Origin of the sequence: Halomonas icarae (assembly GCF_009901955.1) — a bacterium.
In the GTDB taxonomy this organism is placed as follows: domain Bacteria; phylum Pseudomonadota; class Gammaproteobacteria; order Pseudomonadales; family Halomonadaceae; genus Halomonas; species Halomonas icarae.
In genome coordinates this window covers 852,543-868,938 of sequence record NZ_WUTS01000001.1, presented here as the reverse complement: position 1 = coordinate 868,938, position 16,396 = coordinate 852,543, and the positions used below count along the sequence as shown (strand labels likewise).

Below are 16,396 nucleotides of genomic sequence, written 5' to 3'. Positions count from 1 at the left end.
GCCAAAAGCAGTATACCGGCCCTCTTCCCTGAAACATCAAACCCTCCGAAGCATCGCCTCGGAGGGTTTTCTTACAGCTTCAAGCTTAAGGCTTACAGCTCCGGGCGAAGCCCGGTCACGCGTCATCCTTGTGCTTGGCGGCCGTTTGCTTGATCAGCGTCTCGAGCTCGCCGTTCTGGTGCATCTCCATCACGATGTCGCAGCCGCCGACCAGCTCGCCCTCGACCCACAGCTGGGGGAAGGTGGGCCAGTTGGCGTACTTGGGCAGCTCGGCCCGGATATCCGGGTTATCCAGAATATTGACGAAGGCAAAGCGCTCGCCACAGGCCATCAGCGCCTGCACCGTCTGGGCGGAGAAGCCGCACTGGGGCAGCTGCGGGGTGCCCTTCATGTAGATCAGGATCGGGTTTTCGCCGATCTGGCGCTGGATGTTTTCGAGGGTGGTGCTCATGGCGTCTCCCTAAGGGTGTAGCGGACAATAGAGGTCGTGAATGCCGGCTCGATCAATACCTGATCCCGGCGGTAGGTCTTGGTGACAGCCATTCTACTGATCCATAACGCGTTGCGCATCCCCCGGCGGCTGGCTAGGATGAGCGCTTTTGCGAGGAGCACCGCATGGCCACTCGGCACTTCCTGACCCTGATGGATGCCAGCCCCGAAGAGCTGAGCAACATGATTCAGCGCGCCATCACCATAAAGAACGCGCTCAAGGTGGAAGGGCCCACCTACACTCCCTTCCCGAATCACACCATGGCGATGATCTTCGAGAAGTCCTCGACGCGCACCCGAGTCTCCTTCGAGACCGCCATGGCGCACTTCGGCGGCCATGCGCTGTTCCTCTCTCCACGCGACACCCAGCTCGGCCGGGGCGAGCCCATTGGCGACACAGCCCGCGTGCTCTCCGAGATGGTCGATATCGTGATGATCCGTACCTTCTCCCACGCCGGACTCGAGGCATTCGCCGAGGCCAGCAGCGTGCCGGTAATCAACGCGCTGACCGACGACTATCATCCGTGTCAGCTGCTCGCCGATGTGATGACCTGGACCGAGCTCCGCGGCAGCGTACAGGGCAAGACCGCAGTATGGATCGGCGACGGCAACAACATGTGCCACTCCTGGATCAATGCGGCCCGCCAGTTCGACTTCCAGCTGCGCATCTGCTGCCCAGAAGGCTATGAGCCTCGCCAGGATATCCTTGAGGCCGCCGGCGATCGCGTCACCCTGCTGCGTGACCCCGTCGAGGCCGTGACCGGCGCCGATCTGGTAACGACCGATGTCTGGGCCTCCATGGGACAAGAGGAGGAACAGGCCAAGCGTGAGGCGGCCTTCGCCGGCCTTCAGGTCAGCGAGGCACTGCTCGATCGCGCTCACCAGGACGTGCTGTTCCTTCACTGCCTGCCGGCCCATCGCGGCGAGGAGATCAGCGAGACCCTGCTCGACGATCCGCGGGCCGTGGTCTGGCAAGAGGCCGGCAACCGTCTGCATGCCCAGAAGGCACTGATCGAATTCCTGCTGCTCGGTGAGGTCCACGACGCGCCGTGACCCCCACTAGACCTTGGTCTTATCCGACCAAGGTTGTATAATGCGCCGCAGCAATTTCCACCAAGGAAGACGCGGCGCATGACTACCTCTTCAATCGACACCTTCGGGATGCAGCGCAGCCTGCGCCAATGCCTCGCCAACATGGCAGCGCTGCTCTACCGCCAGGGCCACGTGCTCGAAACCGTCACCGTTCCCCATCGCGGACTCGATCCCGATGCCCTGGAAACGCTGAAGAGCGATAGCCACGAATGGTCGGCCTGTCAGCGCATCCTCGAGTCAAGTGAGGCCGCCACCTGGAACGATCAGCGCCGCTTCGTGCTGACCGGCATGGGGCGCGAACTGCTCTTCGACATGTTCGGAGAGGGCGCCGCCGACTGCGCCTGAATCCCGCCTGCCCCACGAGGCCCGCCGACACTCGATTGCGTCGGCGGGCCTTCTTGGTTATGTTGGCAGCTCTTGTCGGGGCGCCCCTCTCACCGTCATGCGGTATCAAGGGGCTGAGATCGGTATGGCCGAACCCGTTGAACCTGATCAGGTTGATGCCTGCGGAGGGAACAAGTTCGTGCCCCCAGCCCGTCCCTACCCTGCATCCAGCCTGATCTCCACACTGCCAACTGCCGGATGCACGCCTCATGAACGCCACCCCACAACGCCGCTTCGCCATCGCCGGCGCCGGCCTGCTCGGCCGCCTGACAGCCTGGCACCTGCTGCGCGACGGCTATGCCGTCAGCCTCTACGATGCAGGTGACCTTGACACGCCGCCCGCCGCAGCCTGGACCGCCGCCGGCATGGTCGCTCCCCTGGCCGAAACGGTTGTCAGCGAGCGCAGTGTCTATGAGATGGGGCAGATGGCTCTCGATCGCTGGCCCGGATGGCTGGCCGAACTCCAGGCGTCGGAGCTATGGCACCAGCACGGCAGCCTGGTGGTTGCCCACCCCCAGGATGGCAACGAGCTGATCCAGTTCCGCCGTGACCTTGCCGACACCCTGGGAGAAGGCGCCCTCTATCAGGAGCTGGATGGCAGCGGCATACATCATCTGGAACCCGATCTGACTCGCTTCCGCCACGGCCTGTTTCTTGCCGACGAAGCACACCTGGATAACCGCGAGCTGCTCACACGGCTGCTGGGGGCGATACGCGAGCTTGGCGGTGAGTGCCATGCCCATACCCCGGTGGAAGTGCATCCCGGCGAAGTGACCACCCCAACGGGAACGCACCACTTCGACCTGGTGATCGACTGCCGTGGCCATGGCGCCAAGACCAATCACCCCACCCTGCGCGGCGTGCGCGGCGAAACACTGCATGTAACGACCAACGAGATCACACTGACGCGGCCGGTGCGCCTGATGCATCCGCGCTACCAGCTCTATGTGGTCCCCAAGCCCAATGGACGCTTCGTCATCGGCGCCACCTCCATCGAGAGCGAAGATCGCTCACCGATATCGCTGCAATCCTCCCTGGAGCTTTCCAGCGCCCTCTATACTCTGTCACCGGCCTTCGCCGAGGCACGCATCCTTGAGCAGGGTGTCAACCTGCGCCCCGCCTTTCGCAACAACCTGCCCCAGGTTACCCTAAGCGATGGATTGATTAGCGCTAATGGACTGTTTCGCCACGGTTATCTGCTTGCCCCAGCCGTGGTTGAGCATCTATTGAGCGAGATTCGTGGCCACGGTGACAACCCCTTCGCCGACCTACTGGACGGCTCCGCCCCCAGGAGACCCTGTCGTGAAAGCGAGTGACCCCATGCATGAGATCACCCTGAGCCTCAACGGCGAGCCCGCCCGGCTTCCCGAAGGCACCCCCCTGACCCAGGCCCTGGAAGCGTGGGGGTATGGAGAGCGTCGCGTGGCCGTAGCCATCAACGATGCCTTCGCACCGCGCTCCACCTGGCCCGAGCGCACCCTCGGCGAGGGTGACCGTATCGATATCGTGGCCCCGGTAGGAGGCGGCTAATGCACACCCAATCACCCCATGACGATGCGCTGGTGCTCTATGAAGAGCGCTTCAACAGCCGTTTCCTGCTTGGCACCGCCCTCTACCCGTCGCCCCAGGTGATGCAGGACGCCATCGAGGCCGCCGACTGCGCGATGCTGACCCTGGGGCTGCGTCGCCAGAATCCCGGCGGCGGTAACGCCGATGGCGACGGCGATGCCTTCTGGCAGATTCTGCGTGAAAGCGGCTGCCACCTGCTGCCCAACACTGCCGGCTGTCGCTCTGCCCGGGAAGCCATCACGCTCGCCGAGATGTCCCGGGAACTGTTCGACACACCCTGGATCAAGGTCGAGGTCATCGGCGACGACTACAACCTTCAGCCCGACCCCTTCGGTCTGCTGGAAGCCGCTCGGGAGCTGGTCGAGCAGGGCTTCAAGGTGCTGCCCTACTGCACCGACGATCTGGTGCTATGCCAGCGCCTCCAGGAGGCAGGCTGCCAGGCCCTGATGCCCTGGGGCGCACCGATCGGGACCGGACGTGGCCTGATGAACCGTTACGCCCTGCGCACCCTGCGCGAGCGCATCGACGTGCCACTGATCATCGATGCCGGCCTCGGGGCTCCTTCCCAGGCCGCCGAAGCCATGGAGATGGGCTTTGATGGCGTGCTGCTCAACACCGCCGTGGCCAAGGCTCGTCGCCCGGCACAGATGTCGGCCGCCTTCGCCCGCGCCATCGAGGCGGGCCGCGAGGCCTATCTCGCCGGCCTGATGGAGCGTCGCCAGACCGCCAGCCCCAGCACGCCGACCCTGGGCCAGCCCTTCTGGCACGCCACACCCTGACACGACCGCCGGCCAGCGTCATCACGCTAGCCGGTTTGACAGCAGCGAACTATCCAACCTAACTGAATGGGCGGAACCCCGGACGCTGCCGCCCTCGATTGCCATAGCGTCCCGCCTCCCGAGGCAGCACCCCTGATCGTTATAAAAAGGAATAACACTATGACCGATCGTTCTCTATCGTTCCCTGCACCCCGGGCGCTGACCATCGCCCTCCTCTCGGCGAGCCTGCTGGCATCTCCAGCCGCCTTCTCACAACAAGCCATTCTCGAGGGTGAGCGCTTCCACCCTCAGGAGAGCTCCCACGGCATGGTGGCTACCAGCCACTTTCTTGCCTCCGAGGTAGCACGGGATGTGCTCGCGGCTGGCGGCAACGCCGTGGACGCGGCGGTAGTCGCCGGCTTTGCCCTGGCCGTCACGCAGCCCCGCTCCGGCAATATCGGGGGTGGCGGCTTCATGCTGATCTCCGATGAACAGAGCGATGAAGTCATCGCCATCGACTACCGAGAGACCGCACCGGCAGCGGCCTTCGAGACCATGTTCCAGGATGAGAACGGCGAAGCGGTCACCGAGCGTTCACGCTTCACCCACCTGGCTGCTGGCGTGCCTGGCACCGTGGCCGGCCTGGCCATGGCGCTGGAGAAGTACGGCACCCTGAGTCTTGCCGAGGCGCTGGAGCCGGCCATACGCCTGGCGGAGGAGGGCTTTGTCGTTCCCCCGCGCTTCGTCAAGGGACTGCAGGATACCCGCGGCCGATTCGAGGCTTGGGACGCCAGCATGGCCAAGTTCTTCAAGGAGGACGGCAGCGCCTATCAGGTCGGCGACCTATTCCAGCAGCCCGATCTCGCCGCCACCCTCAAGCGTATCGCCGAGGAGGGGGCGCGGGAGTTCTATGAAGGCGAAACCGCTCGCCTGATCGTCGCCGAAATGGAACGCCACGACGGCCTGATCACGCAAGAAGATCTGGCCGGGTACCAGCCGGTGATCCGCGAACCCAGTCACGGCACCTACCGAGGGCACGATATCTACGCCATGAGCCCGCCCTCCTCCGGCGGCGCCCATATCGTGCAGATGCTCAACATCCTGGAAGAGTACCCCATCGGTGAAATGGGCTTCGGCTCGGCCGATAGCATGCACTTGATGGCCGAGGCCATGAAGCGCGCCTATGCCGATCGCTCCGAGTTCCTCGGCGATACCGACTTCGTGGATGTGCCACTGGCCGGGCTCACCTCCAAGGGGTACGCTGCAGAACTGCGCGCCCAGATCGGTGAACAGGCTACCCCCAGCGCCGAGATTGCCCCCGGCAATCCGGTTGATTACGAATCCAACGAGACCACCCACTTTTCCATCGTGGATGACAACGGTCTTGCGGTATCCAACACCTATACCATCAACTTCAGCTATGGCTCGGGCATCGTTGTCGACGGCGCCGGCTTTCTGCTCAATAACGAGATGGATGACTTCTCGGCCAAGCCCGGCGTCCCCAACGCGTACGGCCTGATCGGCGGCGAGGCCAACAAGGTGGAGCCCGGCAAGCGCATGCTCTCCTCGATGACCCCGACCATCGTCAAGCGTGATGGCAAGAACTACCTGATCACCGGCAGCCCCGGGGGCTCGCGGATCATCACCACCACCCTGCAGGTGCTGATGAACGTGATCGATCACGGCATGAACATCCAGTCGGCGGTCAGCGCCCCGCGCATGCACCATCAGTGGCTGCCCGACGAAATCCGCACCGAGGCCGGCTTCAGTCCCGATACGCTGGAACTGCTCAGGGAGCGCGGTCACACCATCAGCCAGCAATCGGCCATGGGTGCCGCCCAGTCGATCCTGATCGAGGACGGGATGTATTACGGTGGGGCCGACCCTCGCCGCTCCACCTCTTCCGCCATCGGACTATAAGCCACGCCCCCCCCGGCCTTCGTGCCGGGGGGGGGGGGATATCTGTTTCTGCCTGCGCGCAGCCCACGCCAAGGGCCATATTGAGCCCTTGATCGACCACGCACGACCGACCACGAAAAAGCCGCCTGGCGCAGTGCGCCAGACGGCTAATCCGTTGAATCCTGTTGGTGGAGCCTAGCGGGATCGAACCGCTGACCTCAACACTGCCAGTGTTGCGCTCTCCCAGCTGAGCTAAGGCCCCACGCTGTCTCGCCGTTGCGAGAACGGGGCAGATAATACGGTGACATGAGACCACCGTCAACTCTTTTTTTCTATTTGCATGTCGCTTTGTATAGCAACCTAAGTAGTCTTTCCTCTACTCCTTCACGTATGCCACGCTAGTCGCCAACGGTTACCCTTACATCATGCGATGAGCCGGTCTGCTGCCGTCGAGTCGCTCAGGAGCGAATTCAATTGATCAAGGTACTCATTGCCGATGACCACCACCTGATAAGAACCAGTCTTGCTCACCTGCTGAACACCGAGAGGGACCTGCGGGTCATCGGCGAGGCGGCCAGTGGTGAGGAGGCCATTGCCCAGGCACGGCGCCTCAAGCCTGACGTGGTGTTGATGGATATCCGCATGCCAGGTATCGGTGGTCTCGAAGCCACGCGCAAGATCACCCGAGCCCTCCCTGACACCCGTGTCCTGGTACTGACCGCCTGGCTGGAGGACAGCTTCGCCCAGCGACTGCTGGACGCCGGCGCTCGAGGCCTTGTCAGCAAGGGCTCCCAGCACGAGGAGATGGTTGGTGCCATCCGCGAGGTCTTCCAGGGGCAACGTTATGTCAGCCCGGACGTCGCCCAGCGTCTGGTGTTGTCGCGGATCGACTCACCCGAGAACCCCTTCGATGAGCTCACCTCCAGGGAGATGCAGGTGGCGATGATGATCATCAACTGCCAGAAGGTCGCCGACATCTCGGACCGACTGTTTCTCAGCACCAAGACGGTCAACACCTACCGCTACCGCATCTTCGAGAAGCTGGGCGTCAAGTCCGACGTCGAGCTCACCCACCTGGGCCTGCGCCATGGGTTGGTGGAAGGCTTCTCCACCATGCAGTAACCTCGCCAGATGACCTTTGACCATCGCCACTTCCTGGCCAGCGTCAGCGAGGCCCCCGGTGTCTATCGCATGTTCGACCAGGGCGGCGAGACGCTCTATATTGGCAAGGCGCGCCGCCTCAAGGCGCGGCTCGCCAGCTATTTCCGTGGTGCACTGAACGCCAAGACCCAGGCACTGGTAGCGCGTATCGCCGATATCCAGGTCACGGTGACCAACAGCGAGACAGAGGCCTTGCTGCTCGAGCAGACCCTGATCAAGGAGCTGCGGCCGCCCTACAACATCCTGCTGCGCGACGACAAGTCCTACCCCTTCATCTTTGTCACAGACCGCCACCCCTTTCCGGCGCTGGAGTACAAGCGGGTTCGTCAGCGCCGAGATGACGGGTGCTATCTCGGCCCCTACCCCAGCAGCCACGCGGTGCGCGACAGTCTCTCGCTGATGCAGAAGATATTCCGCATCCGCAACTGCGAGGACAGCGTCTTCGCCCACCGCTCGCGACCCTGCCTGCAGTACCAGATCGATCGCTGCAGCGCACCCTGCGTGGGATACATCTCCGAGGCCGACTATCGCCGCGATCTGGAGCACGCCGTGCAGTGCCTGGAAGGCAAGAGCGAACAGGTTACCCGGGAGCTCACCGCCGCGATGGAAGCCGCCAGCCGTGAACTGGCCTTCGAGGAGGCGGCCCGCCTGCGCGATCAGATCCAGCAGCTGCGGCAACTGCAGCAACGCCAGTTTGTGGATACCGGCGATGGCGACGCCGACGCCTTCGCGCTGGCCAGCCGCCCCGGAGCGCTATGCATCTCGGTACTGGCCATCCGCCAGGGGAGGCTGCTGGGGGCGCGCCATCACGCCCCCGCCAATGGCCTCGACCTGCCGGAAGAAGCGCTGCTGGGCGACTTCATCAGCCAGTACTATCTGGGCCAGGCCCGGGAGATCCCTCGGGAGGTGATCACCAGTCACGCCGTTACGGACGCCGAGCTGATCGTCCAGGCGCTGGCCGAAAAGGCCGGCCGCCGAGTGCGGCTGACCGATCAGGTGCGCGGGCATCGCGCCCAGTGGAAGGAGCTGGCTCTCACCAACGCCGAACAGCAGCTGGCCGCCCAGCTGGCCAATCACAACCAGCTTGCGCAACGTTTCGATGCACTGCGCGACGCCCTGGGCATGGCAGAAGCGCCGGCACGGCTCGAGTGCTTCGATATCAGTCACAGTCATGGCGAGGCCACGGTCGCCTCCTGCGTGGTGTTTGACGAAAACGGTCCACGCAAGTCGGACTATCGTCGTTTCAATATCGAAGGAGTGGCGGCGGGTGATGACTACGCGGCCATGCAGCAGGCGCTCACCCGTCGCTTTCGTCGCCTGAAAGATGGCGAAGGGCAGACGCCAGATGTGCTCGTCGTGGATGGCGGCAAGGGGCAGCTCAACATGGCCCGCGAGGTACTGGCGTCGCTGGGAGTCATCGGCGTGGCGCTTCTCGGCGTGGCCAAGGGCACTACCCGCAAGGCGGGTCTGGAAACACTCTTCCTGGAAACCGTGGACAGGACGCTGAACCTGGAACCCTCATCCCCTGCCCTTCACCTGATTCAGCATATTCGCGATGAGTCGCACCGGTTCGCCATCACCGGTCACCGCACACGACGAGACAAGCAGCGCCGCACCTCGACACTCGAAGGCATCCCCGGCGTGGGCCCCAAGCGCCGGCGCGAGCTGCTGCGCTTCTTCGGCGGACTGCAGGGGGTCAAGCAGGCGACGCGTGACGAGCTGGCCCGTGTGCCTGGCATCAGCGCCACCCTGGCCGAGACGATCCATCAAGCTCTGCATGGATGATGCTCGCCAAGGGGGATAGAATACGCCAACGCTTAACGCCCCTCTCACCGGCAAGGACAGCTTCGCGCGATGAACATTCCGAATATCCTTACCCTGGCCCGTATCGCTTTCATCCCGCTGCTGGTAGTGCTGTTCTATCTGCCACTCTCCTGGAGCATGCCCCTGGCGGCCGCGCTCTTCGCCCTGGCCTCGGTGACCGACTGGCTGGACGGCTATCTGGCCAGACGCTGGAACCAGGCCACACCGTTCGGCGCCTTCCTCGACCCGGTAGCCGACAAGCTGATGGTGGCGGTGGCGCTGGCGCTGATGATCGAGCGCTATGACGCAGTCTGGCTGACCCTCCCTGCGCTGGTAATCATCGGACGCGAAATCGTGATCTCCGCGCTGCGCGAGTGGATGGCAGAGATGGGCAAGCGGGGCAGCGTGGCGGTGTCGTGGATCGGCAAGTTGAAGACCACCCTGCAGATGGTTGCCATCTTCCTGCTGCTGGCCTTCGCCCCCGGCACGCCTGTTGCCATGCTCGCCGTGGTGACTCTCTATGCAGCGGCCGTGCTGACACTCTGGTCGATGGCGCTCTATCTGCGCGCAGCCTGGCCGCATCTCAGGCGTTCCATGTAGGAAAGAGGGGAAACGTAGGGAAGAGAGGAAAAGGCTTGACTGTCACCGGCTTATCCGTATAATACGTTCTCGAGTCAGGCGGGAATAGCTCAGTGGTAGAGCATCGCCTTGCCAAGGCGAGGGTCGGGAGTTCGAATCTCCTTTCCCGCTCCATTCTTAGGAATGGCCCGACTCATGAGGCTGGATGGCAGAGTGGTCATGCAGCGGACTGCAACTCCGTGTACGCCGGTTCGATTCCGACTCCAGCCTCCACTCCCCTATTTCTCCTGTACTGCCCGACACCGTGCCGCCCGGATGGCGAAATTGGTAGACGCAAGGGACTTAAAATCCCTCGGTGGCGACACCGTGCCGGTTCGAGCCCGGCTCCGGGCACCAAGCAATCGCTGATGGGCCAGACAGACCCCCTGCGGGGCAATCTTCGATGAACCTGCCGCCCCTGCGCGACCCCTTCTTCACCTATCGCTATCGTCGCCGACTGCACGTGCTGCGTGTCATGCTGGCGCTGACAGCCTCGTTCCTGCTCACCCATTTTCTGACGATCCCTCACTCCGGTTGGGCGCTGGTGAGCACCGTCATGGTAATGGGCAACCTGCCGCATATCGGTGGCGTGCTCGACAAGGGCCGCCAACGACTGCTCGGCACCCTGCTTGGCGCGGCCAGCGGACTGCTGCTGATCCTGCTCCCCGGCGACCTGACGCCGCTGATCCCGGCCGGCAGCCTGACCGCCATCGGTGTCGCCACCTGGCTCACCTTCGGCAATCGCCACGGCTACAGCGGCCTGATGTTCGCCATCAGCCTGCTGCTGGTGGCCGGCGACGGCAACCATGCTCTGGATGTGGGCCTGTGGCGAGCCTTCAATGTACTGCTTGGCACCCTGGTCGGCATTACCACCACCATGCTGATCCTGCCCCAGAAGGCCACCGACCTATTGCGTTTCATGCTGGCGGAGAATCTCGACCGCCTGGCGCGCCTGTTTCATGCCCACACCACCGCCACGGCCGCCCTGGATATTGACACCCAGGCCCTGCTCAAGGCGACCAGTTCGGCGCTGGTCAAGCAGCGCGGCCTGGTCGATGCCATCCATCGTGAACGTCGACTGAGTCGAAACGAGCTGGATGACGTCATCTCCCTACAGCGACGCATGCTCTCGACCATCGAGCTACTGCTCGAGACCCACTGGAACACACGAGCCGGCCACGACCGTATCGAGGCGATGGAAGGGTTACGCGATGAACAACACCGACTCTCCAGGGAGCTCGGCACCCTGGCCTACCAGGTACGCACCGGCCAGTCCATCGACGTCGAGATCAGTCAGTTCGACCTGCAACGTCACGCCCCACTGGCCACCACCGCGGTCAGCCCAGAGGGACGCGCCCTGTTCAGCCCCAGTGGCTACCTGTGGCTGAATCGTGAACTGGCCCGGCTGACCGAGGCGCTGGTCACGCGCCTGGGCGGACTGACGCGACTGCCTAGCCAGCGTCTGCGTCGCGCCTCCGGGCGAAAGTGGGCTCGCCGCCATACCGCCACGCCCGACAGAGGAGCGCAAGATGCCCCACGGCAACCATGATGTGCTGATCATCGGCGGCGGTGTCGCCGGCTTGGTACTCGCCTTAGAAATTGCCGATCAACGCGCCGTCACGCTGCTGCGTCCGGCGAGTGACGACCTCGGCTCCAGCCGCTGGGCCCAGGGTGGCATCGCCGCCGTTCTCTCCCCTAGCGATAATCTCGAGGCCCATGTCCAGGACACACTGGTGGCGGGCGACGGACTTTGCGATGAGGCTGCAGTGCGCTTCACCGTAGAGCAGGGGCCGGAAGCCATCGAGTGGCTGCTCAACCTCGGCGTGCCCTTTACACGCGACACCAGCCCGGGGGCCGACTACCCCTACCACCTCACTCGCGAAGGCGGACACGGCGCGCGACGCATTATCCATGCGGCCGATGCTACCGGTCGAGCGGTGATGGCCACCCTCAAGGCTCATGTCGTGGCACACCCCCGAATCCAGGTTCGCGACGACCTCACCGCTGTCGGACTGCTCCAGGATAGCGCCGGCCGCTGCCGCGGCGCGCGCTGCCTGAACAGCGCCGGGCGGCGGCTCGACCTGTCGGCTCACGACACCGTACTGGCCACCGGCGGCGCCAGTGGTCTCTATCGATACACCACCAGCCCCATGCCGGCCAGTGGCGAAGGCATGCTGATGGCCGCCGAGCTGGGCGCAACGCTGATGAACCTGGAGTTCCAGCAATTTCACCCAACCTGCCTGCATGATCCGGAGGGGGCGCCCTTCCTGATCAGCGAGGCGGTACGCGGCGAGGGCGGGAAACTGCTCAATATTCATGGTGAGCGCTTCATGCCGGGTATCGACTCACGCGCCGAACTGGCCCCACGAGACGTGGTGGCTCGAGCCATCGACAGCGAGATGCAGCGCACCGCCAGCGACCATGTCTTCCTGGACATTCGGCATCTGGGCGAAGCGGCGATCCGCGAGCACTTCCCCACCATCCACCGCCACTGCGCCGAGCGCGGCATCGATATCGTGAACGCTCCGATCCCGGTGGTTCCGGCGGCCCACTACAGCTGCGGTGGCGTGGCCACGGATCGCTACGGTGCCAGTGATATCGAGCACCTTTATGCAATAGGGGAAGTCGCCTGCACAGGCCTGCACGGCGCCAACCGCATGGCCAGCAACTCATTACTGGAGTGCCTTGTGTATGCACGCAGCTGCGCCGTCGCTCTGCGTGATGCGTCTCGCGCGCCTCACACGGACGCCGTCAACCGCTCGACCGTCATCGAGGCCACGCCACCACCGGTCCAACTCGCCGAATGGCGCGAGCGAATGCGCGTCCTGATGAGCGCCCGAGTGGCCATCGTCCGCCACGACACCGAGCTGCTCAAGGCCGCCGAAGCGCTGGCCGAGTTACAGCAGGAGGTCTCACCGGTCATCCGGCAGCATGGCCAGCCGGGCATCGAGCTCTCGAGCCTGTGGCACGCGCTGCGCCTGGCACGCTTGACCGTGGCCAGCGCCCAGAGACGGCGCGAGTCCCGAGGCCTGCATTACAACCCGGACTGCCCACATCACGCCGACCATCATCCTCGCCCCTCGCGGGTACGACTGGCCGAACTCGGCTAAGCAGTCCGGTGGGGGCGTGGGGCACGTGTATGTACGCGCCCCCTTCGTGAGTCGCGCCCCCATCTCGTGCCCCCGGCCTGGAGTGGCCTAGTGACGGATCAGGAAGCGGCGTAACTCTCGATGATCAAATGACGAACAGCTGTCCGGCCATAGCCACAGCCGTCGGCCATTCAGTCTAAGCCCGATCAGCCAGGGACCCAGATAGTCGCAGTGCAGCCTGACCGGCTGCGGGACGGACACCCCGGCTTCCAGCCATCGCCACTGCACCTCCCCGCCGGGCAGCGCCTGCGCACTCAACTCACCTCGGGGGTGGTGACGCACAACCCCTACCGTGATGACGACCAGGCAGAGGGCAACCGGCAACCACAACCACGGAGGCAGCACGCTGGCGAGGAGGCCGACCACTGCAGCGGTCGGCAGGAGATGCGCCAGCAACGCCAGCCTAGACCGGTCGATGCGACACGCTATCGGCGCTCTCGGCATGCTCGATGATCATCTGGACGATACGTCGACGCACCGGCTCCTGAGGCAGCTCGCGACGCATCAGCCACAGGAACAGGTCCTGATCCTCCTCGTCGATCAGCTCACGGAAGGCCGCCTGGTCGGCGGAATCGAGGGCGTCATAGCGCTGTTCCAGGAAGGGTACCAGCAGCAGATCCAGCTCCCACATGCCGCGACGCGAGTGCCAATAGAGTCGCTTGCGCTGTGCCGCCTCGGGGCTTGATGGTTCGTTCAAGGTCGACCTCGACTTTGCCTTGGGGATGTCTGGACAGTATACCCGAGGCCGCGCCTCGGCACAGCTGACGCCGGTCAGGGATGCGGGACTCTACCCATGGGCGTAGTGCGTTGTTTTGTCTCGCTTTGCCGAGTATGCTTGGAGGAAAATAACAGCCGCGCCGCCAATGGAGATCGAAGATGACCAAGTCCGAGCTGATCGAACAGATCGCCATGCGTCAGCCCGAGCTGTCGCTCAAGGAAGTGGAATCGGCGGTTCGGCTGATTCTCGACGACATCACCGAAACGCTGGCAGCCGGGGGGCGCGTCGAGATACGTGGCTTCGGCAGCTTTTCACTGCACTACCGCGAACCGCGCGTCGGACGTAATCCCAAGACCGGCGAACCGGTCGCGCTGGACGGCAAGTTCGTGCCACACTTTAAACCCGGCAAGGAGCTGCGCGAGCAGGTGGACGCCAGCCGCGAGCTGGGCTACTAAACCCGGCACAGCGCTCTCAGGGCCCAATTCTTACATCTACAGGGGATACTTCGCATGCGTTGGCTCAAAGGCCTGATCCTGGCCATCATCCTGCTGGCGGTTCTACTGGTCGGCATCCTGTTCGCGGTCAATAACAGTGAGGCTCTGCCGCTCAATCTGATCTGGCTTGAACTGCCGCCCGCCTCGTTATCGGTATGGCTGCTGGCCTCACTGGCTGTGGGTGTGCTGCTCGGCATGCTGGCGATGAGCGGTGTCTACCTGCGCCTGAGGGCGCTACTGACTCGCGCCCAACGCCATAACCAGCAACAGCGCAAGGAGCTCGACAAGCTGCGCGTTCAGGAGCTCAAGGAGACTCGGGAGTTGAAGGAACTCGCCTGATATGCCCGATGTGCTGCTGCTGACCCTCCTGTTGGCAGCCGTCGCCACCGGCTGGTGGCTGGGACGTCGCGAACGCCGCAAGTCCATCAATCCCGCGCCTCCTCAAGGACTGGCGCGGGATTACTTCGTGGGCCTCAACTACCTGCTCAACGACCAGCAGGACCGCGCCATCGAAACCTTCGTTGGGGCGCTGGAGGTCAACAGCGAGACCATCGACACCCATATTACTCTCGGCAACCTCTTCCGTAGTCGAGGTGAGGCCGACCGAGCGATGAAGATCCACCAGAATCTTCTCGCTCGCCCTAGCCTGACAGGCAGTCAAGGCGAGCGTGTGCAACTGGAGCTGGCCCGTGACTTCCTCTCCCTGGGCCTGCTGGATCGCGCCGAGCGCCTCCTCAAGGGACTCCTGCGTGACTCTCAGGACGCCGAGCTGACACGCTCGGCACGCCGACTGCTGGGCGACCTCTTCGAGCGCCAGGGTGAGTGGTCGGAAGCCTTCGCGGTTATCACTCCACAGCTACTCCGCGACAGCCAGGAGCTACGCCGCACCGCGGCGCACTGGCTCTGCCAGCAGGCCGAAGAGGAACGCGGCAATGCCAGCCCAGTGCTGGCGCGTCGCCATCTCAAGCAGGCCCTTAATATCGATCCGAAATGCGTGCGCGCCAACCTGCTGCTGGCCGCCCTGGAGCACGATACCGGGCACTATCGACAGGAAATTACCCTGCTGTCGCGGATTCCCCAACAGGACTCGGCCTTTATCCCCTCCCTGCTCGAGCCTCTGGCCAACGCCTACCGACTACTCGACGACGAGGAGGGGCTGATCGCACACCTTCAAAGGCTGTTGGAAAAAACGCCCTATACCAGCGTCATCATTCTGCTGGCCGAGACCCTTCGCCATCACCGAGGCACCGAGGCCGCCATCGACCTTGTCAGCACGCAGCTCAATCGCGAAACGAGCCTGGGCGCCCTCGATTACCTGATCGACCTCTATCGCCAACACGGTAGCAGCACGGCACTGAAACAGCTGGCACTGCTGCAACAGCACACCACTACGCTGCTCGCAAAGCTGCCTCGCCATCGCTGCCGGCGCTGTGGCTTCAGCGGCGACCAGCTGCACTGGCAATGCCCCCGCTGCCGCCACTGGGGGACGATCCGGCCGATCACCGGGATTGAAGGTGAGTAGCGACTCGTCTCAGGCGAGCTCTGCCTCAATGGCGGCGAGAGCCTCCATGGGCTCTGGCGCCTGAGTGACTGGGCGCCCCACCACCAGGTGAGTGCTGCCAGCGGCCATGGCATCACGCGGCGTCATCACCCGCTTCTGGTCGCCGACCTGAGCGAAGCTTGGCCGAATCCCCGGCGTCACCTTGAGGAAATCATCGCCGCACAGCGCGTTTAGGCGGGCCGACTCCTGAGCCGAACAGACCACACCGTGCATTCCGCTCTCCTGGGCCAGCAGCGCCAGGCGCTCGACCTGCTCGGCGGGGGGCACCGACACCCCCACCTCGGCCAGATCCTCGACCATCATGCTGGTCAGCACGGTCACCGCGATCAGCCGTGTGCTCAAGGCCTGGCGCTCCAGCCGGTCCCGAGCCGCCTCCATCATGCGCCGCCCGCCTGAGGCATGCACATTGACCATCCATACGCCCTGCTCCGCCGCCGCCTCTACGGCACCGGCCACGGTGTTGGGAATATCGTGAAACTTGAGGTCGAGAAACACCTCGAATCCACGGCCATGCAATGCATCAAGCACGTCGGGACCACTGCGCGTAAACAGCTCCTTGCCAACCTTGAGACGGCAGCGCGCCGGATCGAGGCGGTCCGCCATACACAGGGCAGCATCCAGCGAGGGGTAATCGAGGGCGATGATCAGTGGGGAATCGGTAGACACGAAACAGGCTCCTGGCAAGAGGAAATCGACGGCAG

The 16,396-nt window shown here is 64.0% G+C and carries 18 protein-coding genes, 4 tRNA genes and 1 riboswitch; of the genes, 17 read left to right on the top strand and 5 right to left on the bottom strand.

The features are described 5' to 3' along the window. Positions 1–115 precede the first annotated feature (115 nt). Positions 116–451, bottom strand: a complete 336-nt coding sequence (locus tag GRB80_RS04070) for a Grx4 family monothiol glutaredoxin (RefSeq protein ID WP_161422616.1) — start codon at positions 449–451, stop codon at positions 116–118. A gap of 164 nt (positions 452–615) precedes the next feature. On the opposite strand from GRB80_RS04070, the gene argF reads away from it, so the two are divergent. From argF to ggt, 6 genes are all read left to right on the top strand, one after another. Then, positions 616–1,542: an ornithine carbamoyltransferase gene (gene argF, locus GRB80_RS04065; RefSeq protein WP_161422615.1), complete on the top strand. Its 927-nt coding sequence runs from the start codon at positions 616–618 to the stop codon at positions 1,540–1,542. A 78-nt stretch (positions 1,543–1,620) separates the two neighbouring features. Beyond that, on the top strand, positions 1,621–1,926 hold the full coding sequence (locus tag GRB80_RS04060; protein WP_161422614.1) for a hypothetical protein: 306 nt from the start codon (positions 1,621–1,623) through the stop codon (positions 1,924–1,926). A gap of 66 nt (positions 1,927–1,992) precedes the next feature. Further along, a riboswitch (TPP riboswitch) is annotated at positions 1,993–2,113 on the top strand. 61 nt (positions 2,114–2,174) lie between these two features. Then, positions 2,175–3,281 carry a glycine oxidase ThiO gene (gene thiO, locus GRB80_RS04055; protein WP_161422613.1) on the top strand — a complete coding sequence of 369 codons (1,107 nt, stop codon included), beginning with the start codon at positions 2,175–2,177 and terminating at the stop codon, positions 3,279–3,281. After that, entirely contained in the window at positions 3,268–3,495 is a 228-nt protein-coding gene (gene thiS / locus GRB80_RS04050) for a sulfur carrier protein ThiS (RefSeq protein WP_202597161.1), read from the top strand. Before thiO ends, thiS begins: the two co-directional genes overlap by 14 nt. Further along, positions 3,495–4,313 (top strand): thiazole synthase, encoded by an 819-nt coding sequence (locus tag GRB80_RS04045; protein ID WP_161422612.1) that lies wholly within the window; start codon positions 3,495–3,497, stop codon positions 4,311–4,313. The genes thiS and GRB80_RS04045 overlap by 1 nt, the downstream gene beginning before the upstream one ends. 159 nt (positions 4,314–4,472) lie before the next feature. After that, the gene (gene ggt / locus GRB80_RS04040) at positions 4,473–6,212 is read left to right on the top strand and encodes a gamma-glutamyltransferase (RefSeq protein ID WP_161422611.1); all 1,740 of its coding nucleotides are present in this window, start codon (positions 4,473–4,475) and stop codon (positions 6,210–6,212) included. A gap of 165 nt (positions 6,213–6,377) precedes the next feature. Here the strand turns inward: ggt and GRB80_RS04035 are convergent. Next, positions 6,378–6,453 (bottom strand) — tRNA-Ala (locus GRB80_RS04035). 212 nt (positions 6,454–6,665) lie between these two features. Between GRB80_RS04035 and GRB80_RS04030 the strand changes: the two genes are divergently transcribed. From GRB80_RS04030 to nadB, 8 genes are all read left to right on the top strand, one after another. Continuing rightward, positions 6,666–7,313: a response regulator gene (locus GRB80_RS04030; RefSeq protein ID WP_161422610.1), complete on the top strand. Its 648-nt coding sequence runs from the start codon at positions 6,666–6,668 to the stop codon at positions 7,311–7,313. A 9-nt stretch (positions 7,314–7,322) separates the two neighbouring features. Next, positions 7,323–9,137: an excinuclease ABC subunit UvrC gene (gene uvrC / locus GRB80_RS04025; RefSeq protein WP_161422609.1), complete on the top strand. Its 1,815-nt coding sequence runs from the start codon at positions 7,323–7,325 to the stop codon at positions 9,135–9,137. A gap of 69 nt (positions 9,138–9,206) precedes the next feature. Beyond that, positions 9,207–9,755 carry a CDP-diacylglycerol--glycerol-3-phosphate 3-phosphatidyltransferase gene (gene pgsA, locus GRB80_RS04020; protein ID WP_132041214.1) on the top strand — a complete coding sequence of 183 codons (549 nt, stop codon included), beginning with the start codon at positions 9,207–9,209 and terminating at the stop codon, positions 9,753–9,755. 78 nt (positions 9,756–9,833) lie between these two features. Then, positions 9,834–9,908 (top strand) — tRNA-Gly (locus GRB80_RS04015). Positions 9,909–9,933: 25 nt separating this feature from the next. Beyond that, positions 9,934–10,007 (top strand) — tRNA-Cys (locus GRB80_RS04010). 36 nt (positions 10,008–10,043) lie between these two features. Beyond that, positions 10,044–10,130 (top strand) — tRNA-Leu (locus tag GRB80_RS04005). 46 nt (positions 10,131–10,176) lie between these two features. Next, positions 10,177–11,322 carry an FUSC family protein gene (locus GRB80_RS04000; RefSeq protein WP_132041215.1) on the top strand — a complete coding sequence of 382 codons (1,146 nt, stop codon included), beginning with the start codon at positions 10,177–10,179 and terminating at the stop codon, positions 11,320–11,322. Next, on the top strand, positions 11,303–12,883 hold the full coding sequence (gene nadB, locus GRB80_RS03995; protein ID WP_161422608.1) for an L-aspartate oxidase: 1,581 nt from the start codon (positions 11,303–11,305) through the stop codon (positions 12,881–12,883). Before GRB80_RS04000 ends, nadB begins: the two co-directional genes overlap by 20 nt. A gap of 87 nt (positions 12,884–12,970) precedes the next feature. Here nadB and GRB80_RS03990 read toward each other — a convergent pair whose 3' ends face one another. After that, positions 12,971–13,318: a protein YgfX gene (locus GRB80_RS03990; protein WP_161422607.1), complete on the bottom strand. Its 348-nt coding sequence runs from the start codon at positions 13,316–13,318 to the stop codon at positions 12,971–12,973. 7 nt (positions 13,319–13,325) lie between these two features. Continuing rightward, positions 13,326–13,619, bottom strand: a complete 294-nt coding sequence (locus tag GRB80_RS03985) for an FAD assembly factor SdhE (RefSeq protein ID WP_161422606.1) — start codon at positions 13,617–13,619, stop codon at positions 13,326–13,328. 179 nt (positions 13,620–13,798) lie between these two features. Between GRB80_RS03985 and GRB80_RS03980 the strand changes: the two genes are divergently transcribed. From GRB80_RS03980 to lapB, 3 genes are read left to right on the top strand one after another with little or no spacing between them, the layout of a single operon-like run. After that, positions 13,799–14,095: an integration host factor subunit beta gene (locus GRB80_RS03980; RefSeq protein WP_132041219.1), complete on the top strand. Its 297-nt coding sequence runs from the start codon at positions 13,799–13,801 to the stop codon at positions 14,093–14,095. A gap of 54 nt (positions 14,096–14,149) precedes the next feature. Continuing rightward, on the top strand, positions 14,150–14,473 hold the full coding sequence (locus tag GRB80_RS03975) for a LapA family protein (RefSeq protein ID WP_132041220.1): 324 nt from the start codon (positions 14,150–14,152) through the stop codon (positions 14,471–14,473). A gap of 1 nt (position 14,474) precedes the next feature. Then, positions 14,475–15,656: a lipopolysaccharide assembly protein LapB gene (gene lapB, locus GRB80_RS03970; RefSeq protein WP_161422605.1), complete on the top strand. Its 1,182-nt coding sequence runs from the start codon at positions 14,475–14,477 to the stop codon at positions 15,654–15,656. A 9-nt stretch (positions 15,657–15,665) separates the two neighbouring features. On the opposite strand, the gene pyrF is transcribed toward lapB, so the two are convergent. After that, positions 15,666–16,361 carry an orotidine-5'-phosphate decarboxylase gene (gene pyrF / locus GRB80_RS03965; RefSeq protein ID WP_132041222.1) on the bottom strand — a complete coding sequence of 232 codons (696 nt, stop codon included), beginning with the start codon at positions 16,359–16,361 and terminating at the stop codon, positions 15,666–15,668. Positions 16,362–16,396 lie beyond the last annotated feature (35 nt).